This window comes from Pseudomonas sp. (assembly GCF_030683065.1).
Lineage (GTDB): Bacteria > Pseudomonadota > Gammaproteobacteria > Pseudomonadales > Pseudomonadaceae > Aquipseudomonas.
Genome location: NZ_JAUXMX010000063.1, coordinates 103,143 through 127,517, shown reverse-complemented (window position 1 = coordinate 127,517; position 24,375 = coordinate 103,143). Strand labels below are relative to the sequence as shown.

Annotated in this window: 17 protein-coding genes, 1 tRNA gene and 2 pseudogenes; 14 read left to right on the top strand and 6 right to left on the bottom strand. The window is 61.4% G+C overall.

Translation table 11 applies throughout. The annotated features are described in order from the left end of the window. The first annotated feature begins 283 nt into the window (after positions 1-283). Positions 284-1,507: a multifunctional CCA addition/repair protein gene (locus Q8K09_RS20670; RefSeq protein WP_305256883.1), complete on the top strand. Its 1,224-nt coding sequence runs from the start codon at positions 284-286 to the stop codon at positions 1,505-1,507. Positions 1,508-1,546: 39 nt separating this feature from the next. Here Q8K09_RS20670 and folK read toward each other — a convergent pair whose 3' ends face one another. Together folK and folB are read right to left on the bottom strand one after the other, a co-directional pair. After that, positions 1,547-2,086: a 2-amino-4-hydroxy-6-hydroxymethyldihydropteridine diphosphokinase gene (gene folK / locus Q8K09_RS20665; RefSeq protein WP_305256882.1), complete on the bottom strand. Its 540-nt coding sequence runs from the start codon at positions 2,084-2,086 to the stop codon at positions 1,547-1,549. After that, positions 2,077-2,433, bottom strand: a complete 357-nt coding sequence (gene folB / locus Q8K09_RS20660) for a dihydroneopterin aldolase (protein ID WP_305256881.1) — start codon at positions 2,431-2,433, stop codon at positions 2,077-2,079. Before folB ends, folK begins: the two co-directional genes overlap by 10 nt. A 251-nt stretch (positions 2,434-2,684) precedes the next feature. Between folB and plsY the strand changes: the two genes are divergently transcribed. Then, the gene (gene plsY, locus Q8K09_RS20655; RefSeq protein ID WP_305256880.1) at positions 2,685-3,254 is read left to right on the top strand and encodes a glycerol-3-phosphate 1-O-acyltransferase PlsY; all 570 of its coding nucleotides are present in this window, start codon (positions 2,685-2,687) and stop codon (positions 3,252-3,254) included. A 226-nt stretch (positions 3,255-3,480) separates the two neighbouring features. Here plsY and tsaD read toward each other — a convergent pair whose 3' ends face one another. Then, positions 3,481-4,506 carry a tRNA (adenosine(37)-N6)-threonylcarbamoyltransferase complex transferase subunit TsaD gene (tsaD, locus tag Q8K09_RS20650; protein ID WP_305256879.1) on the bottom strand — a complete coding sequence of 342 codons (1,026 nt, stop codon included), beginning with the start codon at positions 4,504-4,506 and terminating at the stop codon, positions 3,481-3,483. Between the two features lie 205 nt (positions 4,507-4,711). On the opposite strand from tsaD, the gene rpsU reads away from it, so the two are divergent. The 4 genes from rpsU (at position 4,712) to Q8K09_RS20630 (ending at position 9,311) form a co-directional block, all read left to right on the top strand. Continuing rightward, positions 4,712-4,927 (top strand): 30S ribosomal protein S21, encoded by a 216-nt coding sequence (gene rpsU, locus Q8K09_RS20645; protein WP_003296736.1) that lies wholly within the window; start codon positions 4,712-4,714, stop codon positions 4,925-4,927. A gap of 140 nt (positions 4,928-5,067) precedes the next feature. Further along, on the top strand, positions 5,068-7,047 hold the full coding sequence (gene dnaG / locus Q8K09_RS20640; RefSeq protein WP_305256877.1) for a DNA primase: 1,980 nt from the start codon (positions 5,068-5,070) through the stop codon (positions 7,045-7,047). A 67-nt stretch (positions 7,048-7,114) separates the two neighbouring features. After that, positions 7,115-8,962, top strand: a complete 1,848-nt coding sequence (gene rpoD / locus Q8K09_RS20635) for an RNA polymerase sigma factor RpoD (protein WP_305256876.1) — start codon at positions 7,115-7,117, stop codon at positions 8,960-8,962. Positions 8,963-9,234: 272 nt separating this feature from the next. Further along, positions 9,235-9,311, top strand: a tRNA-Ile gene (locus tag Q8K09_RS20630). A 57-nt stretch (positions 9,312-9,368) separates the two neighbouring features. On the opposite strand, the pseudogene Q8K09_RS20625 reads toward Q8K09_RS20630, so the two are convergent. After that, positions 9,369-9,526: pseudogene (locus Q8K09_RS20625) on the bottom strand (YqaE/Pmp3 family membrane protein). A gap of 132 nt (positions 9,527-9,658) precedes the next feature. On the opposite strand from Q8K09_RS20625, the gene Q8K09_RS20620 reads away from it, so the two are divergent. The 8 genes and pseudogenes from Q8K09_RS20620 to Q8K09_RS20590 all read left to right on the top strand — a co-directional run bounded on the left by Q8K09_RS20620 (position 9,659) and on the right by Q8K09_RS20590 (position 21,478). After that, positions 9,659-11,128 carry a sigma-54-dependent Fis family transcriptional regulator gene (locus tag Q8K09_RS20620; protein WP_305256875.1) on the top strand — a complete coding sequence of 490 codons (1,470 nt, stop codon included), beginning with the start codon at positions 9,659-9,661 and terminating at the stop codon, positions 11,126-11,128. A 439-nt stretch (positions 11,129-11,567) separates the two neighbouring features. Beyond that, positions 11,568-12,953, top strand: a complete 1,386-nt coding sequence (locus tag Q8K09_RS20615) for a GntP family permease (protein ID WP_305256874.1) — start codon at positions 11,568-11,570, stop codon at positions 12,951-12,953. A 113-nt stretch (positions 12,954-13,066) separates the two neighbouring features. Next, complete coding sequence (locus Q8K09_RS20610; protein ID WP_305256873.1) at positions 13,067-14,617, top strand: acyl CoA:acetate/3-ketoacid CoA transferase; 1,551 nt, start codon at positions 13,067-13,069, stop codon at positions 14,615-14,617. A gap of 640 nt (positions 14,618-15,257) precedes the next feature. Continuing rightward, positions 15,258-15,404: pseudogene (locus Q8K09_RS21410) on the top strand (ATP-binding protein); the annotation flags it as partial. Further along, positions 15,401-17,362, top strand: coding sequence for an ATP-binding protein (locus tag Q8K09_RS20605; RefSeq protein ID WP_305256872.1), 1,962 nt, complete (start codon positions 15,401-15,403; stop codon positions 17,360-17,362). The pseudogene Q8K09_RS21410 and the gene Q8K09_RS20605, both read left to right, overlap by 4 nt. Continuing rightward, the gene (locus tag Q8K09_RS20600) at positions 17,359-20,229 is read left to right on the top strand and encodes a CHASE domain-containing protein (RefSeq protein WP_305256871.1); all 2,871 of its coding nucleotides are present in this window, start codon (positions 17,359-17,361) and stop codon (positions 20,227-20,229) included. Before Q8K09_RS20605 ends, Q8K09_RS20600 begins: the two co-directional genes overlap by 4 nt. A gap of 37 nt (positions 20,230-20,266) precedes the next feature. Beyond that, entirely contained in the window at positions 20,267-20,662 is a 396-nt protein-coding gene (locus tag Q8K09_RS20595; protein ID WP_370869591.1) for a diguanylate cyclase domain-containing protein, read from the top strand. 153 nt (positions 20,663-20,815) lie between these two features. Then, positions 20,816-21,478, top strand: coding sequence for an endonuclease (locus Q8K09_RS20590; protein WP_305256870.1), 663 nt, complete (start codon positions 20,816-20,818; stop codon positions 21,476-21,478). 103 nt (positions 21,479-21,581) lie between these two features. On the opposite strand, the gene Q8K09_RS20585 is transcribed toward Q8K09_RS20590, so the two are convergent. Together Q8K09_RS20585 and Q8K09_RS20580 are read right to left on the bottom strand one after the other, a co-directional pair. Further along, the gene (locus tag Q8K09_RS20585) at positions 21,582-23,537 is read right to left on the bottom strand and encodes a PhoX family phosphatase (RefSeq protein WP_305256869.1); all 1,956 of its coding nucleotides are present in this window, start codon (positions 23,535-23,537) and stop codon (positions 21,582-21,584) included. A 40-nt stretch (positions 23,538-23,577) separates the two neighbouring features. Further along, positions 23,578-24,372: an energy transducer TonB gene (locus Q8K09_RS20580; RefSeq protein ID WP_305256906.1), complete on the bottom strand. Its 795-nt coding sequence runs from the start codon at positions 24,370-24,372 to the stop codon at positions 23,578-23,580. Positions 24,373-24,375: the final 3 nt, after the last annotated feature.

The following is a 24,375-nucleotide window of genomic DNA, read 5'->3' as shown; positions in this document are numbered from 1 at the left end:
CAGGGTGACGAAGGTGCAGCCGGATACCATCCGGGAGCGGTTGTCTTCCACCCTCGCAAGCGCACCACCGCACCGTAGGAGGGGCCTTGGCCACGAACCGTGGCCCGGGCAATATCCATTCGCGGACAAGTCCCCTCCCACAAAAGCGCCACAGAACCGCAGCACGGAGCATTGGCCGCAAACCGTGCGGAAACCCGCTTCCACTCTCGCCTGTCAACACACTCAAAGCGTGGCCGCCAAGGCCTTGTAGCCGCTATGCTGTGCCGCCTACAGAGGAGCAGACATGCAGATCTACAAAGTTGGCGGCGCAGTGCGTGATCGCCTGCTCGGTCGCGACGTCACAGAGGTTGATTGGGTGGTGGTCGGTGCCAGCGCCGAGCAGATGTTGGCGCAGGGCTATCGCCCGGTGGGCGCAGACTTCCCGGTGTTCCTGCACCCGCAGACCAGCGAGGAGTATGCCCTGGCGCGAACCGAGCGCAAGAGCGGGCGCGGCTATGGCGGCTTCACCTTCTACGCCAACCCGGACGTCACCCTCGAAGAAGACCTGATCCGCCGCGACCTCACCGTCAATGCCATGGCCGAGGACGATCAGGGCCGCCTGATAGACCCCTATGGCGGCCAACGTGACCTCGAAGCCAGGTTGCTACGGCATGTCTCCCCGGCCTTCGCCGAAGACCCACTGCGCGTCCTGCGCGTCGCCCGCTTTGCCGCGCGCTATGCGCCACTGGGTTTTCGCGTGGCGCCCGAGACCCTGGCGCTGATGCAGCAACTGAGCGACTCCGGCGAACTCTCGGCACTGACCGCCGAACGCAGCTGGAAGGAAATCTCCCGCGCCCTGCTCGAACCGCGCCCCGATGTGTTTATCCAGGTCCTGCGCGACTGTGCCGCCCTAAAAGCGCTGCTGCCGGAGGTCGACGCCCTGTTCGGCGTGCCACAACCGCCCGCCCATCACCCGGAAATCGATACCGGCTTGCACGTGCTCAGCGTCATGCGCCAGTGCGCCGAGCACCAGCAACCATTAGCAGTACGCTGGGCCTGCCTGCTGCATGATGTCGGCAAAGGCCTGACACCAATGGCCGACTGGCCTCGGCATATCGCTCACGAACAGCGCGGACTGAAGCTGATCCGTGCAATCAACGCACGCAGCAAGGCACCGAAAGACTGCCAGGAACTGGCCCTGCTGGTCGGCGAATACCACACCCATGGCCACCGCGCACTGGAGCTGAAAGCCTCGACGCTGCTGGAGTTATTGCAACACTTCGATGTGTTTCGCCGCCCTCAGCGCTTCGAGGCGTTCATTGCTGCCTGCGAGATGGATGCACGCGGCAGGGACGGGCTGGAGCAGCGCGATTACCCGCAGGCGGCCTACCTGCGCGGCGCCATGCAGGCCGCCCGCGCAGTGGCGGTACAGCCGTTGGTAGAGCAGGGTTTTCAAGGCCCCGAGCTGGGCGAGGCCCTCAACCGCGAGCGCCTCAAGGCGCTCAACGCCTACAAGGCACAGTCGTAGGCTGTGTGCGCTGCGATCCACTGGTGCGCACGGCGCACCCTACGCCGGTTTAGGAAACGCCTGGAGCAACTCGCTCGGAGTCAGTTCGACGCCGCGCCACTGGAATGGCACGGGACACAGCTGCTGCTCGATCTGCGCCGCCCGCCAGAGGGCGGCAAAACTGCGCTGCTCTGCAGGATGCAGGCGATCCGGCAGCAGCAGCGCCAACGGCCAGAGCACAAAGGCGTTTTTCAGAATTTCTGCGCGCGGCAACACCAGCCCGTCGAAATTGCCGACCTGATCGCCATACAACAGCACATCGATATCCAGAGGCAACGCCTTGCGCTCGGGCGCATAACGGCCGTTGTCCGCCTCGATAAATTTCAGCCGCCGATCAAATTCACCCAATGGCAGCTCGCTATAGCCCGCCACCACCAGGTTGAAGAAGGGGCCACTCTTGATGCCCACCGCCTGGCTTTCGAATACTGGCGAACAGCGCATGTCGCGCAGCATGCTGGCCAGCGCATCGAGCCCGGCCTGCAAATGCACCTCACGCTCGACATTGCTGCCCAGGCCAAGCACTACGGGAGTTAGCGACATCCGCGCTCGATCTCCACACCAACACTGCCAACCGCCGCCGGCACCGCCCCAGGCTTGGTCAGCCTGAGACGCAGCCAGGGGATCTGAAACTCGCTCATCAACACCTCGGCCAGCCGCTCGGCAAAAGTTTCAACCAGAATAAACTGCGCGTCGCTGGCGAAAGCCTGCACACGCGCCGACACCGCCGCGTAATCAAGCGCCTTGCTCAGGTCATCACCAGCGGCAGCAGGACGGTTGTCCCAGCCCAAGCACAAATCCAGGCGCAAGCACTGGCGAATGGTGCGCTCCCAGTCGTAGGCGCCGATTACCGTATCGACTTCCAGGCCGTCAATAAACACTGTGTCCACACACTTTCTCCACAACACGCCAACGCCGCAGCATATCGCTGACGGACCAAGTAACAACTACTACCGTGTATGACTATACGGCGTTGAAATCAGGTTTAAGTGCTCATTTGCGACGCACACGCCACGCTTTCGACGTGCCAGGCTAGCCCAGCACGCCATAAAAGTAATGCAGCCGAGGCATAGCCTGCGCTCGCTACCTTTTTCAACCGCCTGCTAGAATCTCGCCACTCCCTCAGCGTGGAATGGCTACCATGTTTTGGCTACTGGCGATCCTCGCCTACCTGCTCGGCTCACTGTCTTTCGCCATCCTGCTCAGCCGCAAGGCGGGTGGGCCGGATCCGCGCATCAGCGGCTCAGGCAACCCCGGCGCTACCAATATGCTGCGGGTCGCCGGCAAACGCCTGGCCATCCTGACCCTACTTGGCGACCTGCTCAAAGGCCTGCTACCGGTTCTGGCCGGCGCCCTGCTCGGCCTCAACATGCAACAGCAAGCCTGGCTAGGCCTTGCGGCCGTGATCGGCCACCTCTACCCGTTGTACTTCCGTTTCCGTGGTGGCAAAGGCGTCGCCACTGCGGCCGGCATGCTGCTGGGGCTTTACCCGCCAGCCGCACTATTGGCCATCTGCGCCTGGCTACTGAGCTTCAACCTGACCCGCACCAGTTCACTGGCCGCGCTGATCGCCACCCCAATCAGCTTGCCATTGCTAGCCTGGCAGCAACCTGCAGCACTCCTCCCCATGAGCGTCGTAACCGGCATGATGGTCTGGCGGCACCGCAGCAACCTACGCGATCTTTTCGACGGCCAAGAACGGCATTTTTGAGTAGCAGCTGCAAGCCACAAGTGGGCTCGACGGCGGCGCGCCCGTCCTTATCAAAAAAATAACTCGTTGTTTTATATTTAAAAAATAAATATTCCAAAGCCTTGTAGGAGCAAGCTTGCTGGCGATCTTTGCAGGTCAAAAGCATCGCCAGCAAGCTGGCTCCTACAGAGTTTGCTGCGCGACAGCGCTAAGTCGAAGACGGGGCGGCCCCTCTTATGGCTTTCGACTAGAGCGCCGGCAATGCCTCCATCGGCCAACGCGCCTGCACCTTGATGTTCAGCTCTTCATGCTGGCCCGCCTTGAGGCGCTGACAACCGGCATAGGCAATCATCGCACCGTTGTCGGTGCAGAATGCCGGGCGGGCATAGAACACCTGCCCGTTGAACTCGGCCAGCATTTCCTCCAGCCTCAAACGCAATGCCTTGTTCGCACTCACCCCGCCTGCGATCACCAGAGAGCGCAGCCCAGTCTGTTTGAGCGCGCGCCGGCACTTGATGGTCAGGGTCTCGACCACAGCCTGCTGGAACGCCAGGGCGACGTCACAGCGGGTCTGCTCGCCGTCGTCGCCAGCGGCGCGGCACTGCTGCCAGGTGTTGAGGGTAAACGTCTTCAAACCGCTGAAACTGAAATCCAGCCCTGGCCGGTCAGTCATTGGCCGCGGAAAAGTAAAGCGCCCTGGCGTGCCTTGCTCAGCGCGCCGCGCGATTTCCGGCCCGCCCGGATATTGCAGGCCCATCATCTTGGCGGTCTTGTCGAAAGCTTCCCCGGCGGCATCGTCGAGCGACTCGCCAAGCAATTGATAACGACCGATACCGTCGACCCTCACCAACTGGGTATGACCACCGGAAACCAACAAAGCGACGAACGGAAAAGCCGGCGGGTTTTCTTCCAGCATCGGAGCCAGGAGGTGACCTTCCATATGGTGCACGCCAAGCGCCGGAATGCCCCAGGCGAAAGCCAGCGCCTGGGCACAAGACGCCCCCACCAACAGCGCGCCGACCAGCCCTGGCCCTGCGGTATATGCAATCGCCTCGATATCGCCCTGCGTGCATTTAGCCTCGGCCAATACCTCGCGAATCAACGGCAGCATGCGTTTGACGTGATCGCGCGAGGCCAGCTCAGGCACCACCCCGCCGTAAACGCGGTGCTGCTCAATCTGACTGAACAAGGCATCGGCCAGCAGGCCACGCTCACTGTGATAGAGCGCGACACCCGTCTCATCGCATGAAGTTTCCAATCCCAGTACCAGCATGGACAACGCCTTGATATCGAGGGGCTAAACGCCAGAAGGCGCGCATGATAATCGGCGCTGACGGACTCAGACCAGTCCTTTTCGATCAGAGGCTTTGCATTCCTCGCGATGAGGGGGTAACATCCGCAACCCTTAAAACGTACGTTCTCCAGCGCCATTTGCCAGGAGTACGACACCCCCCGGTAATAAAGAAGGTACGCCCTGGATGCCAGCCGTCAAAGTTAAAGAGAACGAACCCTTCGACGTAGCTCTGCGTCGCTTTAAGCGCTCCTGTGAAAAGGCCGGTGTTCTGGCCGAAGTTCGCAGCCGTGAATTTTATGAAAAGCCGACTTCCGAGCGTAAGCGTAAAGCAGCAGCCGCTGTTAAGCGTCACGCCAAGAAAGTACAGCGCGAACAGCGCCGCAGCGTTCGTCTGTACTAATACGTACAAGCGCAACGCCTGAATGCCCGGTTTCGGCCGGGCTTCGCTTTCGGACTCCGCACCACTCATGAGTGTTGCGGGGTCTTTTAGTTTCCGTAACATTTGCCTGACTGCCTCACACGGCAGCATCCTGAGCGCCCATGGCCGGCCTGATCCCACAGTCTTTTATCGATGACTTGCTCAACCGCACCGATATTGTCGACGTGGTCGCCTCGCGCATTCAGCTGAAAAAAGCCGGCAAGAACTACACCGCCTGCTGCCCCTTCCACAAAGAAAAAACCCCCTCCTTCAGCGTCAGCCCGGATAAACAGTTTTATTACTGCTTCGGCTGTGGCGCGGGCGGCAACGCCCTGGGGTTTATCATGGACCACGACCAACTGGATTTCCCCCAGGCAGTCGAGGACCTGGCCAAGCGCGCCGGCATGGACGTGCCTCGCGAGGAAGGCGGACGCAACAGCAAGCCGCGCCAACCGACCGACTCACCGCTCTACCCGCTACTGACCGCCGCCGCCGACTTCTATCGCCAGGCCCTGAAGAGCCATCCGCAGCGTAAAGCCGCCGTGGACTATCTCAAGGGTCGCGGCCTGTCCGGAGAAATCGCCCGCGATTTCAGCATGGGCTTTGCCCCGCCCGGCTGGGATAATCTGCACAAGCACCTGGCCAGCGACAGCCTGCAACAAAAAGCCATGATTGATGCCGGCTTACTGGTAGAGAACGCCGAGAGCGGCAAACGCTACGATCGCTTCCGCGACCGCATCATGTTCCCCATCCGTGACAGCCGCGGCCGGGTAATTGCTTTCGGCGGACGCGTGCTCGGCGATGACAAACCCAAGTACCTGAACTCCCCGGAAACCCCGGTATTCCACAAGGGCCAGGAACTCTACGGCCTGTTCGAGGCACGCAAGCACAACCGCGACCTCGACGAGATCATGGTGGTCGAGGGCTACATGGACGTTATCGCCCTCGCCCAACAAGGCCTGCGCAACGCCGTCGCCACCCTCGGCACCGCAACCAGCGAGGAGCACCTCAAGCGCCTGTTTCGCGTCGTACCCAGCGTATTGTTCTGCTTCGACGGCGACGCCGCAGGGCGCAATGCCGCCTGGCGCGCCCTGGAAGCAACACTACCAAGCCTGCAAGATGGCCGGCGCGCGCGCTTCCTGTTCCTGCCTGACGGCGAAGACCCGGACACCCTGGTACGCAGCGAAGGTACTGACGCCTTCCGCGCGCGCATCAACCAGCACGCCCAGCCCCTGGCTGATTATTTCTTCCAGCAACTCAGCGCAGAAGCCGATCCGCGCTCGCTCGAAGGCAAAGCCCACCTGGTGACCCTGGCCGCCCCACTGATCGACAAGATCCCCGGCAACAACCTGCGCACCCTGATGCGCCAGCGCCTGACCGAAATCACCGGACTCAGCGGCGAAGCCTTGAGCCAGATGGCGCCAACCGCCAAAAGCAGCGCCCAACCCAGCACTGGCGCAGCACCCGGCGACTACTACCCGGACCATGGCGAAATACCCGACAGCGCCTATTACGACACCGCTCCCAGCCACAATGAATATGAAAACCCAAGCCCGACAGCGGGTTTCGAGCGCAATAAAGGCAAGGGCGACTGGAAGAAAGAAGGCAGCAAATGGAGCAAAAAGGGCCGCGGCGACTTCACTCCGCGCGCGCCACGCACCGCTGTCAGCGTCGAATCGCCGCACCTGAGCGCTTTGCGCACCCTGCTGCATCACCCCGAGCTGGCACAGAATGTTGAAGACGTCAGCCACTTCGCCGCCGAAGACGACACTTACGCACAACTGCTGGTAGCCCTGCTCGGCGCCCTGCAAAAAAACCCGAAACTGCGCGCACTGCAGCTGATCGCGCGCTGGCACGGCACCGAGCAGGGCCGCCTGTTACGGGCTCTGGCGGAAAAGGAATGGCTGATTTCAGCCGATAACCTTGAACAACAGTTTTTCGACACTATAACTAGCCTTGTGGCTCGCCAGCGCGAGCGCAGCCTGGAACATTTGATCAACAAAGCCCGTCAAAGTGAGTTGAGCGCAGAGGAAAAAAACCAACTGCGCAACCTGCTAAGCCGTAATGCATCACCGGTAATCCCGAGCCCAACTGGCGCATAGGGGTCTTATTCGGGTATAATCCGCGGCTTGTTTTTAGCCCGCCAAGACCTTCAATGGATAGGGTGTTATGTCCGGAAAAGCGCAACAGCAGTCTCGTATCAAAGAGTTGATCACCCTTGGTCGTGAGCAGGGCTACCTGACTTACGCGGAGGTCAACGACCACCTGCCCGAAGATATTTCAGATCCGGAGCAGGTGGAAGACATCATCCGCATGATTAACGACATGGGGATCAACGTATTCGAGGTTGCGCCAGATAAGGATTCTCTTATGCTGGCCGACGCCGATACCGACGAAGCGGCTGCGGAAGAAGCAGCTGCTGCGTTGGCAGCGGTCGAGACCGACATTGGCCGGACTACGGACCCAGTGCGCATGTACATGCGTGAAATGGGCACCGTGGAACTCCTCACGCGTGAAGGCGAAATCGAAATCGCCAAGCGTATTGAAGAGGGTATCCGTGAAGTGATGGGGGCTATTGCCCACTTCCCAGGCACAGTCGACAGCATCCTCGCCGAATACACCCGCGTTACCACCGAAGGTGGCCGCCTGGTTGAAGTCTTCAACGGCTACATCGACCCCGACGACGGAAGTGTCCCTGCCGAAGCCGCCGCGCCGGTACCGGTCGCCGACGGCACTGCCACCGATGCCGCTGACGACAAGGAAGAGGACGATAGCGACGCCGAAGAGGAAGAAGAAGGCGATGGCGGTCCTGATCCAGAAGAGGCTCTGCGCCGCTTCACGGCCATCTCCGAGCAAATGGAGATTGCCAAGGCTACGCTGAAGAAGCATGGTCGCAGCAGCAAGCAAGCCATCGCTGAGCTGAAAGCCCTGGCCGAACTGTTCATGCCGATCAAGCTGGTGCCCAAGCAGTATGAAGCACTGGTGGTTCGTGTGCGCGGTGCCTTGGAGCGCTTGCGCGCCCAAGAGCGCGCCATCATGCAACTCTGCGTGCGTGATGCACGCATGCCGCGCGCTGACTTCCTGCGCTTGTTCCCAGGCAATGAAGTCGACGCGACCTGGTCTGAGCAACTTGCCAAGGGCAAGGCCAAGTACGCGGAAGCCATCGGCGGCCTGCAAGTCGACATTCAGCGCTGCCAGCAGAAGCTGGTTGCCCTGCAAGCCGAGTGCGACCTGACGCTGGCCGAGATCAAGGACATCAACCGTCGCATGTCGATCGGCGAGGCCAAGGCCCGTCGCGCGAAGAAAGAGATGGTTGAAGCCAACCTGCGTCTGGTGATCTCGATTGCCAAAAAGTACACCAACCGCGGCCTGCAGTTCCTCGACCTGATCCAGGAAGGCAACATCGGCCTGATGAAGGCGGTGGACAAGTTCGAATACCGTCGCGGCTACAAATTCTCGACCTATGCCACCTGGTGGATCCGTCAGGCGATCACTCGCTCGATTGCCGACCAGGCCCGCACCATTCGTATTCCGGTGCACATGATCGAGACGATCAACAAGCTCAACCGTATCTCCCGGCAGATGTTGCAGGAGATGGGTCGCGAACCGACCCCGGAAGAGCTGGGTGAACGCATGGAAATGCCCGAGGACAAAATCCGCAAGGTATTGAAGATCGCCAAAGAGCCGATCTCCATTGAAACCCCGATCGGCGACGACGAAGATTCGCACTTGGGCGACTTCATTGAAGACTCCACCATGCAATCGCCTATTGATGTGGCGACCGTGGAAAGCCTCAAGGAAGCCACCCGCGAAGTACTCTCCGGCCTCACCGCGCGTGAAGCCAAGGTACTGCGCATGCGTTTCGGCATCGACATGAATACCGACCACACCCTTGAGGAAGTCGGCAAACAGTTCGATGTAACCCGCGAGCGGATTCGTCAGATTGAAGCCAAGGCGCTACGCAAGCTGCGTCACCCGACGCGAAGCGAGCATCTACGCTCCTTCCTCGACGAGTAATACCAAACCCCCGGCCCAAACCGGGGGTTTTGCTATCTGCCTAGCCAAGCCCCTCGCAACAACGATCAGCGCCCACGCCCCCTTACTCCTGGCCGCGGCACGCAACTCATGGCGATCGCCAAAGGCATAAAAACCAAGACCCGGGAGCTGCTTCTCAACACCGGGGGCCGCGAGCCGAGCGCAAACAGCTCCAGCGCACCCATAATCTTCCTCGACCCACGCGTTCGGTTGTCACTACAGAGCCGGCACCGGTATACTCCGCCGGCCTCTGAGGGCCCATAGCTCAGTTGGTTAGAGCAGAGGACTCATAATCCTTTGGTCCACGGTTCGAGTCCGTGTGGGCCCACCAACTCCAAAGCCGCGCACTGCGCGGCTTTTTGCTGTGTGAGCTTCGCCGAGAACAAACTCAGCGCTTGGCGATGACGTACACCGCGTGAACGATACCGGGGATGAAGCCGAGCAGGGTCAGCAGAATATTCAGCCAGAAGGCGCCAGCGAAGCCGACTTGCAGATAGACGCCGACTGGTGGCAAGGGATGGCGATCAGAATACGGACCAGATCCAAAGGTGTTCTGCGTTATTGGATAAATCGGGCATGTATAGAAGATCTAACGCGCAGGTTTATCCGAGGTTCCTTGCCGCTTTCGCGCAGCGCTGGCCATAATCGGCCGCACTCCTTCCTCGGAACCCTGCTGCCATGGCGATTTCTCGCGCAGATCTCGATCAACACGGCCTGATCATCGGCGTTTCGCCCGAGCGTTTTCGCGCCGTGGCCATGCCCCTGCTGTTCGACCATCTGAATGCGCAATGCGAGGGCACCATCGCGGTCAACCGCCAGGCGCGCATCGTCTGGATCAATGACAAGTACGCCGAGAAGGTCGGCATCAGCGACCCGCGCAGCGTGCTCGGCAAAGAGATCGAAGAAGTGCTGCCAGCCAGCCGCCTGCGTGAGGTGGTGGAAAGCGGCCAGCCGAGCATGCTCGACCTGATGGCCTTCGGCAGCGAGCACTTCGTGGTCACTCGCATTCCGTTGCGTGACGAGGACGGCACCCTGGTCGGTGCCCTGGGCTTTGTGTTGTTCGACCGCGCCCGTCACCTCAAGCCGCTGATGGCCAAGTTCAACGTGCTGCAAAGCCAGTTGGTCGCCACCCAGCACGAACTGGCCAAGGCGCGCCGCGCGCGTTACACCATTGCCGGCTTTATCGGCAGCAGCCCGGCGGCCAGCGAAGTGAAGCGCCAGGCCCGCCGCGCCGCACAACTGGACGCAACGGTGCTGCTGCGCGGCGAAACCGGCACCGGCAAGGAGCTGCTGGCCCAGGGCATCCACAACCTGTCGCCACGGGCCAACGGCCCTTTCGTCGCGGTCAACGTGGCAGCGATTCCAGAAACTCTGGTCGAGGCCGAGCTGTTCGGCACCGCGCCCGGGGCCTTTACCGGCGCGGATCGCAAGGCGCGCATCGGCAAATTCGAGGTGGCCAACGGCGGCACCCTGTTCCTCGACGAGATCGGCGATCTGCCGCTCGCATTGCAGGCCAAATTGTTACGGGTGCTGCAGGAGCAGGAGGTTGAGCCGCTCGGCTCCAATCAGGTCAAACCGCTGAATGTGCGAGTGATCGCCGCCACCCATATCGACCTGGAAGCCAAGGTCGCCGCCGGACAGTTTCGCGATGACCTGTATTACCGCCTGAATGTCCTGGCCCTGCATGTACCGCCACTGCGCCAGCGCCGCGAGGATATTGCGATGCTGATCGAACACCTGCTCGACGATATCGCCAACCGCTCCGGCCAGGCGCCGATGGAGCTGAGCGCAGACGCCCTGACCCTGCTCGCCGAACAGCCCTGGAGCGGCAATGTGCGCGAATTGCGTAACTTGCTGGAGCGGGCGCAGTTGGCCGGCGAAGGCGCCGAGCTGGACGCCGCACGCATAGGCACGCTGCTGGACGCCAGCGGCAAACTGGCGGCGCCAGCTAGGGTACAGCCGCCACCTGCACCACAACCCGGCTCGACCGAGCCGCTGGCCGAGAGCCTGGCCCGTAGCGAGCGCGCCGCCCTGCAAGCGGCCCTGCGCGCCTGCCAGGGCAACCGACGCCAGGCCGCCGTGCAACTCGGCATCTCCCGCGCCAGCCTGTACAACAAGCTGCAACAGCATGGGCTGAGCGAGCGTTAAGCCGCAAGTGGGAGCGGTGGCGGCATACCCGGTTTTGTCGGCGCATCGGAGAATTGGTGCGCGCGGCGCACCCTACGAGGTGCGGCCAGGCCGTAGGGTGCGCCATGCGCACCAAGAACCCGAGCCAGCCAGCGTCCACAAAGCTGGACACATCCTGGGAGAAAACTTCCAAAAATCCGGACATGTCCACATATATGGACACTATCCCGCCACTCGCGGGAACCTCTGACCATTCCAGAAAACCGGAACATCCCTGCACATACCCGGATAAAAACCCCTGGTTAGCCGCTGATCGCTACCCAATCTAGCCTTTCCACCCAGGCACAAGCAACCTGGCACGTCTTTCGCTCTGGGTTGTTGCATGGATTGCGTACCCCGCAGCCATCCGCGGCCCGCCAGCAAGAGCGGCGCCTAAAACAACAACAAAAGGAACGCCCCAATGGGTACCCTCGGTATTCTGATTTCCCTCGCATTGTTGATGTACCTCGCCTACCGCGGCATCAACGTACTGATCCTCGCCCCGCTGCTGGCCCTGCTCGCCCTGTTGTTTTCCGGCGATATCGCCATGCTGTTGCCGACCTACACCCAGGTCTTCATGAAGGCCATGGGCGGTTACGTTATCCAGTTCTTCCCGCTTTTTCTGCTCGGCGCGCTGTTCGGCAAGCTGATGGACGACTCAGGATCAGCCCGCGCAATCGCCCATGGCATCGTCGCCAAGGTCGGCAGCGAGCGGGCGATTCTGGCTATCGTGCTGGCGTGCGGCATCCTCACCTACGGTGGCGTGTCGCTGTTCGTGGTGGCCTTCGCCGTGTACCCGATCGGCGCCGCGCTGTTTCGTGAAGCCGCGATTCCCAAGCGCCTGATCCCCGGCGCCATCGCCCTCGGTTCCTTCACCTTCACCATGACCGCCCTGCCCGGCACCCCGGCGATCCAGAACGCCATTCCCAACCCGTTCTTCGGCACCGACGCCTTTGCCGCGCCGGGCCTTGGGGTGATCGCCGGCCTGATCATGTTCGGCCTCGGCACCTGGTGGCTGACCGCCCAGGCGCGCAAGCTGAAAGCCGCAGGCGAAGGCTACGGCGAGCATCGCGACGATCCGGTGGCCCAGGACAACAGCGGCATTCCCGGTTTCTGGCTGGCCCTACTGCCGATCCTGCTGGTGATCGCGCTGAACTTCCTGATGGCCAAGCAGGTGCTGCCCAACCTCGACGCCAGCTACCTGGCCAAGCCGGAATTCGGCGGTCTGCAGGACGCCAAGTCGCTGATCGGCATCTGGGCGATCATTGTCGCCCTGAGCGCGGCCATCCTGCTGCTGATCGCCATGCACTGGAAGCGCTGGATGGACCTGAAGAAGACTGTCAACGACGGTGCTTTCGGCTCGATGCTACCGATCCTAAACACCGCAGCCGAAGTCGGTTACGGCACCGTGATCGCCTCGCTGGCAGGCTTCGTGGTGATTCGCGACCTGGTGCTCGGTGTCTCCGATAACCCGCTGATCTCCGAAGCCGTGGCGGTGAACATCCTCGCTGGCATCACCGGTTCGGCCTCGGGTGGCATGTCGATTGCGCTGAAGACCCTCGGCGAACAGTACCTGACCCTGGCCAACGCCGCCGGCATCAGCCCGGAACTGCTGCACCGGGTGGCGGCCATGGCCTCCGGCTGCATGGACACCCTGCCGCACAACGGCGCGGTGATCTCGCTGCTGGCGATCTGCAAACTGACTCACCGCGAGTCGTACAAATTCATCTTCGTCAACACCGTGGGCTTTCCCATGGTGGCGTTGGTGGTGGTGATCACCCTGGGCACCCTGTTTGGCAGCTTCTGATCGATACCCCTGTAGGAGCGGCCCATGGCCGCGCTTGCGGTTCGCGGGCATGGAACTAGGCGTCGCCCCCGCTCCTACAAATGATTTAGCCCCTTTCGCTTCGAGTACCCACCATGAGCAAGATCATGACTGCCGCCGCTGCGGTGGCACGCATCGCCGATAACGCCAACCTCGCCACCGGCGGTTTTGTCGGCATCGGTTTCGCCGAGGAAATCGCCATCGCCCTGGAGCAGCGCTTCCTCGCCGAACAGGCACCTCAGGGGCTGACCCTGGTGTATGCCGCCGGCCAAGGCGACGGCAAGGGCCGCGGCCTCAACCACCTGGCCCATGAAGGCTTGGTGCGGCGGGTGATCGGTGGCCACTGGGGTCTGGTGCCGGGCCTGCAGAAGCTGGCAGTGGACAATCGCATCGAGGCCTACAACCTGCCGCAAGGGGTGATCTCCCAGCTGTTTCGCGACATCGCCGCCGGCAAGCCAGGGCAGCTGTCGCGGGTCGGTCTGGGCACCTTCGTCGACCCTCGCCTCGGTGGCGGCAAGCTCAACGCGTGCACCACCAACGAGCTGGTGCGGCTGATGCCCATCGACGGCGAGGACTATCTGTTCTACCAGAGCTTCCCGATCCACGTCGGCATTGTCCGCGCCACCAGCAGCGATGCCGATGGCAACCTGTCGTTCGAGCGCGAGGCGCTGACCATCGAAAGCCTGGCCATCGCCATGGCCGCACACAATTGCGGCGGCATGGTGATCGCCCAGGTCGAGCGTATCGTCGAGCGCGGCTCGCTCAATCCGCGCGAGGTGAAGATTCCCGGCATTCTGGTCGACTGTGTGGTGGTCGCCGAGCCGCAGAACCACCAGCAGACCTTCGCCACCGCCTACAACCCGGCCTTCGCCGCCGAGATCCGCATACCGGTGGACAGCCTGGCGCCGCTCCCGCTGGACGTGCGTAAACTGATCGCCCGCCGCGCCGCCCTGGAGCTCAAGGCAGGCGCGGTGGTCAACCTGGGTATCGGCATGCCCGAAGGCGTCGCCGCGGTAGCCGCCGAGGAAGGCGTGATCGAGCGCCTGACCCTGACCGCCGAACCCGGGGTGATCGGTGGCATTCCGGCCTCGGGCCTGGACTTCGGCGCGGCGAGCAATCACAGCGCACTGCTCGACCAGCCCTATCAGTTCGACTTCTATGACGGCGGCGGCCTGGATTTGGCCTTCCTCGGCCTGGCCCAGGCGGATGCGGCCGGCAATCTCAACGTATCCAAGTTCGGTTCGCGCCTGGCCGGTGCTGGCGGCTTTATCAACATCAGCCAGAACGCCAAGCGGGTGGTGTTCGTCGGCACCTTTAGCGCCGGCCCTCAGGACATCCGCATCGACAACGGTCAGCTACGGATTGTCCGGGACGGCGAGTTGCGCAAGTTCGTCGCCGAGGTGGAGCAACGCACCTTCGCCGGTCGGCTGGCTGCCGAGCGCGGCCAGCCGGTGCTGTATGTCACCGAGCGCTGTGTGTTCCAACTAACCCTGGATGGCCTGGAGCTGATCGAGGTCGCCCCCGGTGTGGATCTCGACCGCGACATTCTTGCACGCATGGACTTCATGCCTATCGTGCGCCAGCCCAGGCTGATGGATGCACGGCTGTTTCACCCTGAGCGCCTGGGCCTGCACCAGACCTTGTAACGCTTTGAGCGAAAACGCGGGCCCGATCTTGGGCCCGCGCTTTTTTTGGATTCACCCCAACCCCACGACGCTGTTCCGACAGGTTGTGCGCAGCACTATCCTTCCTGCCCCGCCACATCGCCGCCCGCATCGACTTAAAGCGACTTAAAGAGTCAGAGTCGATTTATCTCAGTCAGCCCAATAAATGCGCATCCATTTATTTTTGGTCGCCCTGCGGCGTTGCTACCTGCTGCACGGCCGTCATCAATCGAACACGCCGTGAATTTCATCCAGCGTGGACATTCTTGCGAGCACATCCGCGCGTTCACAGCCGAGGGCTGCAGGTCAGCACAGCCAGAGTCAGCCCATGATTGAGGCGACGCTGGCGAACCCAAGTCGCGTTGCGACAAAGCAATAGTCCACGCTCTGTATTCGCTACAAATGATGTTGAATGTAACGCGCACATAACTGTTGAAAAAACAAAGCGGGTACTGGTATCTGCAGCCCGAGCACTGGCCTAATGACAGGTCGCCGATTGAGGCCTGCCTTGCCTCCGCCGTTCGGGGCGTTGACGGTCGTGGGGCGTGGTGGCAATTGCATGGGCAGTGCGTGAAGCGCGCATTAGGCTGCCAGGTAACAGCTCGTAAGCCTTAACTAAAAGGGCACCGGCCTGGGGCTGGCCATCAGCAAGCAGTTGATGGAGCAAATGGGCGGCCGGATCGGCTTCGACTCGATAGAGGGCCAGGGCAGTACCTTCTGGCTTGAGCTTCCCATCAGTACAAAAACAATACAGAGCGCTAGCCTATGAACAAGCATCCGGGTCACCCGATCGCCCCGCTTAACGAGCCTCGCCGGCTGGCGGCTCTGCTGGCCTTCGAGTTGCTGGATACGCCAGCCGAAGCGATGTTTGACACCATCACTGCATTGGCCGCACATATCTGTAATACCCCCATAGCACTGATCTCGCTGATCGATGTAGAACGCCAGTGGTTCAAGAGCCGTGTCGGCCTGGAGGCAAGCGAGACACCGCGCGAGATCGCCTTCTGTGCCCATGCGATCAACCAGGACGAACTCTTCGAGGTAGAGAACGCCTTGCTCGACCCGCGCTTCTGCGATAGCCCATTGGTCGTCGCTGCACCGGATATCCGTTTCTATGCGGGTATGCCGCTGAGCGATGGCCGGGGAAATAACCTCGGCACGCTGTGCGTCATCGACCGCCAGCCGCGCCAGCTCAACGAACAGCAGCGCAAGAGCCTGCAAATGCTCGCCCAACAAACCGTACAGCTATTTGAACTGCGCCTGCAGGCCCGCCATCAACGTGAGCAGGCCGCGTTGCACAAGGCCATGCTGGGCAGTGCTGGCACGGCGGTAATCGTGGTCGATCCAGAGGGTTTGATTCAACAGGCCAGCCCCGGTGTTACAACGTTGCTGGGGTACAACGCCGATGATCTACCGGGACGACCACTGGCGTTACTGCTGGCCCAGGATGGTCACCAATTGCCTAACGACCTGTTGCGCCCGAGCTCGCCTCAGGGCAGCAGTCAAACGCCACTGTATGAAGCGCAGATGCGTCATGTGGCAGGCCATGCGGTGCCGGCGCTACTGAACATCTCGCCAATCAATCTGGACGGAAGGTTCGACCTGGGCTATCTGTGCATCGCCCATGACCTGAGCTATCGCGAGGAGGCCCTGCAACGTCTGCAGCGACTTGCCGCTCAATTGCCCGGAGTGGTCTACCAATTCCAGTTGTTTGACGATGGCCGCAGCTGCTTTCCCTATGCCAGCCAGGGCATGGAGGTTATTTATGGCGTCACACCGGAGGCGGTCAAGGATGATGCCAGCAGGGTCTTCGCCCTGATTCATCCCGACGATTTGAGTACGCTAACCGATAGCATTGCCGTCTCTGCGGCCAACCTTGACCTGTGGCATCAGGAGTACCGCGTATTGCACCCCGGTAAAGGGCTCATCTGGGTCGAGGGCCGGGCTGCGCCACAACGGCGCCCCGATGGCAGCGTGCTTTGGCATGGTTTTATCAGTGATATCACTGAACGCAAGCATATGGAGCGACTAAAAAGCGAGTTTGTCTCCACCGTCAGTCACGAACTGCGCACCCCACTGACCTCCATTACCGGCTCATTGGGCCTGATTAACGGCGGAGCACTAGGGCCGGTGCCCGACACCATGAAAGGCATGCTTGCCATCGCCGAAGGCAACACCCAGCGCCTGCGCAACCTGATCGACGACCTGCTGGACATAGACAAACTAATCGCAGGAAAAATGACCTTCAACCTGCAATCCATACAGCTCAATGAGCTGCTGGCAGAGTGCAACGCTAGCAACCAGGGTTTCGCTCAGCAGCACAGCGTGAGCTTGTTGCACAACGACGACGGCGCGAGACTGCAGGTAGTTGCCGACCCGCTGCGCCTGCAGCAGGTGCTGAGCAACCTGCTTTCCAATGCGCTGAAGTTCTCCCCGCCCCAAGGTGAGGTTTGCCTTTACAGTCAGCAACAGGGCTCGCGGGCACGCATTTTGGTCAGTGATCAGGGCTCTGGTATAGCTGCAGAGTTCACCACCCGAATATTCGAAAAATTCTCCCAGGCAGATGCCAGCGACCGTCGACAGAAAAGCGGCACGGGCCTGGGGCTGGCCATCAGCAAAGAACTGATCGAGCGCATGGGTGGCAGCATTGGCTTTATCAGCGAGCCGCAACAGGGCAGCACCTTCTGGATCGAGCTGCCATTGCGCGGCCAGCAAGACGCCTCATGAAGTTACTCGAAAAACTCCTGTATCAACGTCCCAGAATGATGCCGCTAGTGGTACTGCTGTGTGCCTCGCTGGCAACGCTGGGGGCTTGCTACGGCTTGCGTCAGAGTCAGCTAGCTGCTGCTGAGCTGCACTTTCAGCAACTCGCCGGGGAAGTACTCGAAGCCATCGAAAGGCGCATGAACAATCACCGACAAATCCTCTTGGGCGGTGCTGGTCTGTTTGATACCCACGATGCGATCACGCGTGAAGATTGGCAGCGTTATGTCAGTCGCCTTGATTTAGAAATGCTCTACCCCGGCATCCAAGGCGTGGGCTACAGCAAGGTGATCCGCCCCGACCAGCTGGCAAATTTTGAGGCTGGGGTACGCCGCGAGGGCTTCGCTAATTTTACCCTGCGGCCCCCAGGTGCTCGCGAGCTGTACACCCCCATCCTGTTCCTGGAACCCTTCACTGACCGCAACCGCGCCGCCCTCGGCTTCGACATGTACTCTGAGCCTGTGCGCCGAGCGGCCATGCTTACGGCAGCGCAAACGGGTCAGCCGCAGCTCAGCGGCAAGGTCCGGCTGGTTCAAGAAAACAGCGGCCCAGTGCAGCCCGGGTTGCTGATGTATGTGCCGGTTTACCGATCAGGGGTATCGTTGAATAAGGCACATGAGCGCCTTGCGGCGCTGCAAGGTTTCGTCTTCAGCCCCTACCGGGTCAACGACCTGATGAGCGGGATACTCGACGGACGTAATCTGCAGGTCGATTTTGCCCTCTTCGCGGGTCCCGAGGCCGACCTCGAACAGCGGCTATTCGTCAGTCATCCTCGTATCGAATCCGTCGGTGCCGCACTGAGCCAGGCACAACTCCAGTTGTTCGGCCAAACATGGACCGTGGCCTTTCATGCCCAGCCGGGGTTCTTCAAGGGCTTCCAACAAGGTCAGGGTGTCCTGCTGCTGCTTGGCACGATTATCAGCCTGCTGCTGTTTTTCCTTACGCGCACGCTTGCGCAGGGCCAGCAGCAGGCGCTTGCACTGGCCGGCGATATGACCATGCAGTTACGCAACAGCGAGGCGCGGCTGCAGCGAGTCCTGCAAGGCGGCCATGACGGCTGGTGGGACCTGGATATGGTTAGCAAGGCGTTCTATGCATCGACCCGCACCTGGCAGATGCTTGGCTACCCTGAAGACGGCCCGCAACCACCGCTCAAAGACTGGACGCAACTGGCTCACCCCGAAGACTGGCCTGAGCTGCAAAGCCTACTGCTACCGCCCGCCGGTGAACTGGTGCAGTACTTGAACCATGAGTGTCGCCTGCTGTTGCAAAGCGGCCAGAGCTTGCCGGTACTGCTGCGGGCACTGGTGCAGTATTCAGGCGAAGGTCAGATGCTGCGCGCCAGCGGCACCGCGATGGATCTCAGCGAACAAAAACGCATCGAGCAGTTGAAGAACGATTTTGTCTCAACTGTCAGTCACGAGCTGCGCACGCCGCTGACGTCCATTTCGGGCTCACTTGGCCTGATCAATGGCGGGGCACTGGGTAACGTTCCCGAGGCCATACGGCCGATGCTGGAAATCGCTCAACAGAATAGCCTGCGCCTTTGCCACTTGATCAACGACCTGCTGGACATGGACAAGCTTGCCGCAGGAAAACTCAGCTTCGAGCTGGCCAATCTGCAACTAGGCGCACAACTCACCGAGTCTTTGCAGAGCATCCAGGCGTACGCCAGGCAGCATCACATTGAGCTGCAACTCGATACTGCAGCGCCGGTGCCTATTCGAGCCGACTCCCTGCGCTTACAACAGGTTCTGGCCAACTTCCTGTCGAACGCCATCAAGTTCTCCCCACCTGGTGCTCAGGTACGGCTGCACAGCACACTGCGCGATGGCCGCGTACGGGTCAGCGTGACTGACCAGGGCCGCGGTATTGCCGAACATTTTCGCAGCCATATTTTCCAGAAGTTTTCCCAGGCCGACACTGGCGATCAACGCCAGAAAGGTGGCACCGGTCTGGGCCTGGCCATCAGCAAAGAATTGATCGAACGCATGGGTGGCCACGTCGGCTTTGACTCGCAGGAGGGTAAGGGCAGTACTTTCTGGTTCGAGCTGCCGGTAATGGTCAACCACCCACCCGAGCAGGATCTGCACCGCCCCAGCATTCTGGTGGTAGAGGATGAAGCCGATATTGCTCGGCTACTGCAATTGCTGCTTCAGCGTGCGGGCTACCGGGTTTTACTGGCCTATAGCCTCACGCAGGCGCGCCAGTTGCTGAGCAGCGAACCTGTTGCTGCCATTACCCTGGATCTGCGCTTGCCCGATGGCAACGGCATCGAATTCATCCAGGAAATACACCGCGACCTGGCCACTCGAGAGCTGCCTATCCTGGTGATCTCGGCTGCAAATGAGCAGGGTCAGCTTAGCCTGCAAGGCGGGTTCCATGTCGTTGACTGGCTGGACAAACCAATTGATCCGGCACGTTTACTGGGGGGGTTGCGCAGGGCACTCAGTGGCACGGGCGAAAAACCACGCATCCTGCATGTCGAGGATGATGCGGATCTGCGCTTGGTGATTGCTGAGCAGGGTCGCCACTTGGCAGACTTCGTTGGCGTTGCAACGCTAAGCGAGGCTCGCCAGCGCCTTAACGCTGGCGGCCTGGACTTGGTGCTATTGGATTTTAACCTGCCCGATGGCAACGGCCTGGAGCTAATTGATGAGGTTCACCGGCTCTGCCCAGGGCTGCCTATAGTTGTTCTGTCATCGACGGAACTGTCCACTGAGCAATTGAGTCGAGTAGAGGCGGCACTGGCCAAATCGCGAACGGACGCTCAAGACTTCCTCAACGTTCTGGCCCGCCTGCTACCGACCAAAGAGACCGACCATGCCTGATCTCAAGCGCATGTTGCATGTGGAGGACGACCTCTAAATCCAGGCGGTTGCCAACCTGCTACGCCAGCGCCTTCGCCGAGTTGGCAGCCTCGGTCCTTACGGCGGCGAAGAATTCATGGCCGTGCTACCCGACTGCAGTGGCGAACAGGCCGTACGCATGCTCGATTGGCATCAGCGCGCCTGCAGAGCAACACAGCGTAGCTGCCAGAAAACCCGGCATCGCGTGCAGGCGCTGATCGGCTCTGGAAAGCAAGAATTGGGCGGGGAGGAATTGCAGCGGGCGAATGCCCAAAAAAGAAAAACCCCGCTGGTGCGGGGCCTTTGCAGACTGTGTACTGACATCCGTGTTGCGCGCACCATCCTGGCGGCTATCCAGCGTATCCCTTTTGGTTACTCTGCGCTTCCTGCGCTACGTCCATGCCAAGTAGATTAGTCCTCTGGCGCAGATCGCAGTAGTGGCGATCTGCAGCACGCCCTGTAAGCTGAGGCTTACATATTACCGATCACCGCGCGGCGTCATCATGTGACGTCGGCCCCTCCTACAAAAACAACAGACCCCGAACACAGCGGTCAGCAGGGCTTTATCATGCGCGCAGTAATTATCGCTCTCGGTTGCCTGGCAGCCAGTTTCAGCCTGCCGGTTCTGGCCAATGGTCAGAGCCAGATTGCCGATCCGCAGGTTCGTGACCACTTGTTCTGGAACGAGCTGTATGGCGCCGGCGGCACCTCGCTGTATTGCGCCAAGGCCTTCACCGGAGACAGTGGTGGCGGACTGCTCAGCGCCAGCCTGATCTACAGCAGCCCGCAGTTGAAAAGCGCCCTGCGCTGCAGCACTGATCGCCAATGCAACATCATGAACCCGCGCTATGCCTATATGGCCGCCGACCTGCATAACCTCTACCCGGCGCTAAACCGCGTCGAACAGACGCGGCGTAACGCCCAGTTCGGCGAACTGGGCGCTGACGGCCAGAGTGCGTTCGCCGACATCGGCTGCGACCTCAAAAGCAGTTTCAAACTGCTGGAACCGCGCAACGCCGCCAAGGGCAATATCGCCCGGGCGATCTTCTATATGCACATCGAATACGGCCTGCCCATCGTCGGCCAGGCGAGCATGTACAAACGCTGGCACCAGATGGACCCGCCGGATGCCGAAGAAAATGCGCGCAACGACAAGATCGGCAGCCTGCAGGGCACCCGCAATCGCTTTATCGACGACCCGGCCCTGGTCGATCAATTGATCGCCGACTGACCAAGCCATGACCCAGCCAAATTAGCGCACCCGACAGCCGAGCGGCCACGCCGACCGCTCACGCTCGCGGCTCCGCTCGGCTAATACGCAGTACCTGGCAGGCTTAGCTGCCGATTACCCCACCATCGTTTTTGCTGATCATTACCGTGGTCGAGCGTGGCCGGGTTTTGCTGTCGCTGGCCGGGTAGCTGATACCCGGATGCTGGATATTTGCCCACATGGTTTTGCCGTCCGGGCTCCAGGCCAGGCCTGTCACTTCGCAGCCACGCGGGCCAACCAGAAAGCGCCTGACCTCACGAGTACTCGGGTCAGCGCAGAGCAACTGGTTGCAGCCCATAGCCTGCATGGCCGGCTCGTCGTCGCCGTAGTCGGTCTGGATCCACAGGCGGCCATGGCGGTCGAAGGCCAGGCCATCGGGCGAGGAGAAAATGTCGCCGTTGATGGTGCCGGTCAGATTGGCTGGCACGGCGTTGCCAGCGGCGTCCCTGGCGCCTTTTTGCTCACCCGCCAGAAGGAACAGCTCCCAGCTGAAGGTGGTTGCGGTGGGATCGGCGCCCTGTTCATTGAACCGCAAAATCTGCCCGTGCAAGTTCTGCGGGCGCGGGTTGGCTTGGTCGGTGGGTTGTTTGTCGCCACGGCCATCGTTGTTGGTCAGGGCGACGTAAACCTCGCGGCTCGTTGGGTGCACGGTGGCCCATTCCGGACGATCCATCGGTGTGGCGCCAGCATGGTCGGCGGCAGCGCGGGTGTTGAGCAGCAGTTCGGCCTGGCTGGCAAAACCATTGGCGGCGGTCAGGCCGTTTTGCCCATGCACCAGCGCCAGCCATTGACCAGAGCCATCGGCATCGAAGCGCGCGGCGTAGAGGGTGCCGGCGTCGAGCAGGTCGCGGCTGGCCTTGGGGTTGGCCGCGTCGAAACGCCCGTTGGGGACGAATTTGTAGACATACTCGCCCTTGGCATCATCGCCGGAATAGAACGCCATACGCCCGTCATCGCCCAGGCTGAGGGCCGCGCACTCACGGCTGAAGCGACCAAAGGCGGTGCGTTTGATCGGCTGCGCTTGCGGGTCGAAGGGGTCAATTTCCACTACCCAGCCAAAGCGATGGGGCTCGTTGACGTAACCGCCGTGGTCTTGCTGCGTATCGGGGGTGGCGTTGAAGCGCGGGTCAGCAGTTTCCCAGGCGTAGTTTTTACTGGTGCCTTCTTTGGCCAGACCGTAGCGCTTGTGCGACACGCGCGCGGCGTAATCGACCTGATCACGGTTGATAAAGTAGTTGTGCCAGTTTTCTTCGCAGGTGAGAAAGGTGCCCCAAGGGGTCACGCCGGTGGCGCAGTTGTTGAGGGTGCCGCGCACTTCGTGGCCAGTGGGGTCGGCCACGGTTTTCATCAGCTCATGTCCGGCCAGCGGACCGGCGATGCGCATGGCGGTCAGGGCGCTGATACGGCGGTTGTAGGGCGAGTCCATGACCCGCTGCCATTGGCCGTCAGCGGCTTTTTTCACCTCGATTACCGAGACGCCATGGGCGGCTTGCTCCTTGCGCACTTCGCTCAGCGGGCGCGGCTTGCTCTGGTCGATCTGGTTGGTGGGGTGCAGCGGCGGGTTGACGTATTCGTGGTTCATTACCAGCAGGCCACGGTCTGTCTCGCCGTCAAAGGCGAAAAAATCCATGCCGTCGTGGTTGTCACCGGCCTGCTTGAGCTGGGCCTGCCAATCGTCGCTGGCATCCGGGTTCCACTGCGGCGCGCCAGCCTCGACCGGGTCACCCCAGGAGAAGAACGGCGTGGCGCTGTAGCCCTCGGCGACCAGCACGCGGTCGAATTGCGAACCAACCTGGACCGGCACCCCCTTGAAATTGAGCAGCGGGCTGGCATGGGCGCGTAGGCTCAGGCCCATGCCACCGGCGAAGAAGCTCAGGGCCGCCAGGCTCAGGCCGCCTTTGAGTACGTTGCGCCGACGGGTGTCGACCAGCTGGGCGAGAGTTGGGTTGGCGCTGGGGTTGATCGACTGGTCGTCGTGGGCTTCGAGGCTGGCGTGAAATTGGCTGTGGTCGTGGCTCATCAGTGGCTCTCGCTGATTATCGGGTGGCTGGCGGCGCGGTTCATTCGATGCGATAGGTAAAGGTGTTTTTCACGTTGGGCACGGCTACGGCTTTGCCGTCGATCACCCGCGGTTGGTAGCGGAAGCTTTTACTGGCGGTTAATGACGGGCGGATGAACAGGGGATGGCACTCACCCGCCACCTGCGGGTCTTCCACCCGGCCCAGGGCGTTGACCGTGTAGCTGACCGTGCACTCACCCTCAAGGCCCTTGTCCAGCGCGCGCTGCGGATACGCCGGCGCCTGTTTGGCAATCGGCAGGTACTGGCGACTGGCAGCCGCAGCCTGGGCCTGGTGCGCACGCGCGGCGGCGTCGGCCTGCTGACGCTGCTGGTCGGCGACCTGTTGCAGGCGCTCGGCCTGCTGGCGCTGTTCCTGCTCACGTTGCTGCTGGTCGAGGCGAGTCTGTTCCTCACGCTTGCGCTCAAGCCGCTGACGGTCCTGCTCACGCTTCTCGTGCTCCACGCGCTTACGCGCCAGAGCGGCCTGCTCCAGTTTCTGCTGGGCGATACGCGGATCGATCTGCGGCTCCACGGGCGCACGCACGTCTGCCAGCGGGGCTTCAAGCGGCACGGGCAGCGGGGCTTCCATCACCGGCGCGGGTGGCGGCAAGCTGACCAACTGCATGCTGAGGGTGCTGATGCTCGGCGCCAGCGGTTTTTCCACCGGCCAATTGGCCAGCAACAGAGCCAGCACCACCCCATGCAACACCAGGGTCAACAACACCGCCTGGGCATTGCGCAGGCACGACGCGGGCAACCTGGGCCAGGTAATCGAGGCGGGCCGTTCCATCAGCATGCT

What these genes read in the sequence shown, in the direction of transcription:
- Q8K09_RS20670 (WP_305256883.1), top strand. Translation starts at nt 284, where the DNA reads ATGCAGATCTACAAAGTTGGCGGCGCAGTGCGTGATCGCCTGCTCGGT.
- folK (WP_305256882.1), bottom strand. Translation starts at nt 2,086, where the DNA reads ATGTCGCTAACTCCCGTAGTGCTTGGCCTGGGCAGCAATGTCGAGCGT.
- plsY (WP_305256880.1), top strand. Translation starts at nt 2,685, where the DNA reads ATGTTTTGGCTACTGGCGATCCTCGCCTACCTGCTCGGCTCACTGTCT.
- tsaD (WP_305256879.1), bottom strand. Translation starts at nt 4,506, where the DNA reads ATGCTGGTACTGGGATTGGAAACTTCATGCGATGAGACGGGTGTCGCG.
- rpsU (WP_003296736.1), top strand. Translation starts at nt 4,712, where the DNA reads ATGCCAGCCGTCAAAGTTAAAGAGAACGAACCCTTCGACGTAGCTCTG.
- dnaG (WP_305256877.1), top strand. Translation starts at nt 5,068, where the DNA reads ATGGCCGGCCTGATCCCACAGTCTTTTATCGATGACTTGCTCAACCGC.
- rpoD (WP_305256876.1), top strand. Translation starts at nt 7,115, where the DNA reads ATGTCCGGAAAAGCGCAACAGCAGTCTCGTATCAAAGAGTTGATCACC.
- Q8K09_RS20620 (WP_305256875.1), top strand. Translation starts at nt 9,659, where the DNA reads ATGGCGATTTCTCGCGCAGATCTCGATCAACACGGCCTGATCATCGGC.
- Q8K09_RS20615 (WP_305256874.1), top strand. Translation starts at nt 11,568, where the DNA reads ATGGGTACCCTCGGTATTCTGATTTCCCTCGCATTGTTGATGTACCTC.
- Q8K09_RS20610 (WP_305256873.1), top strand. Translation starts at nt 13,067, where the DNA reads ATGAGCAAGATCATGACTGCCGCCGCTGCGGTGGCACGCATCGCCGAT.
- Q8K09_RS20605 (WP_305256872.1), top strand. Translation starts at nt 15,401, where the DNA reads ATGAACAAGCATCCGGGTCACCCGATCGCCCCGCTTAACGAGCCTCGC.
- Q8K09_RS20600 (WP_305256871.1), top strand. Translation starts at nt 17,359, where the DNA reads ATGAAGTTACTCGAAAAACTCCTGTATCAACGTCCCAGAATGATGCCG.
- Q8K09_RS20590 (WP_305256870.1), top strand. Translation starts at nt 20,816, where the DNA reads ATGCGCGCAGTAATTATCGCTCTCGGTTGCCTGGCAGCCAGTTTCAGC.
- Q8K09_RS20585 (WP_305256869.1), bottom strand. Translation starts at nt 23,537, where the DNA reads ATGAGCCACGACCACAGCCAATTTCACGCCAGCCTCGAAGCCCACGAC.
- Q8K09_RS20580 (WP_305256906.1), bottom strand. Translation starts at nt 24,372, where the DNA reads ATGCTGATGGAACGGCCCGCCTCGATTACCTGGCCCAGGTTGCCCGCG.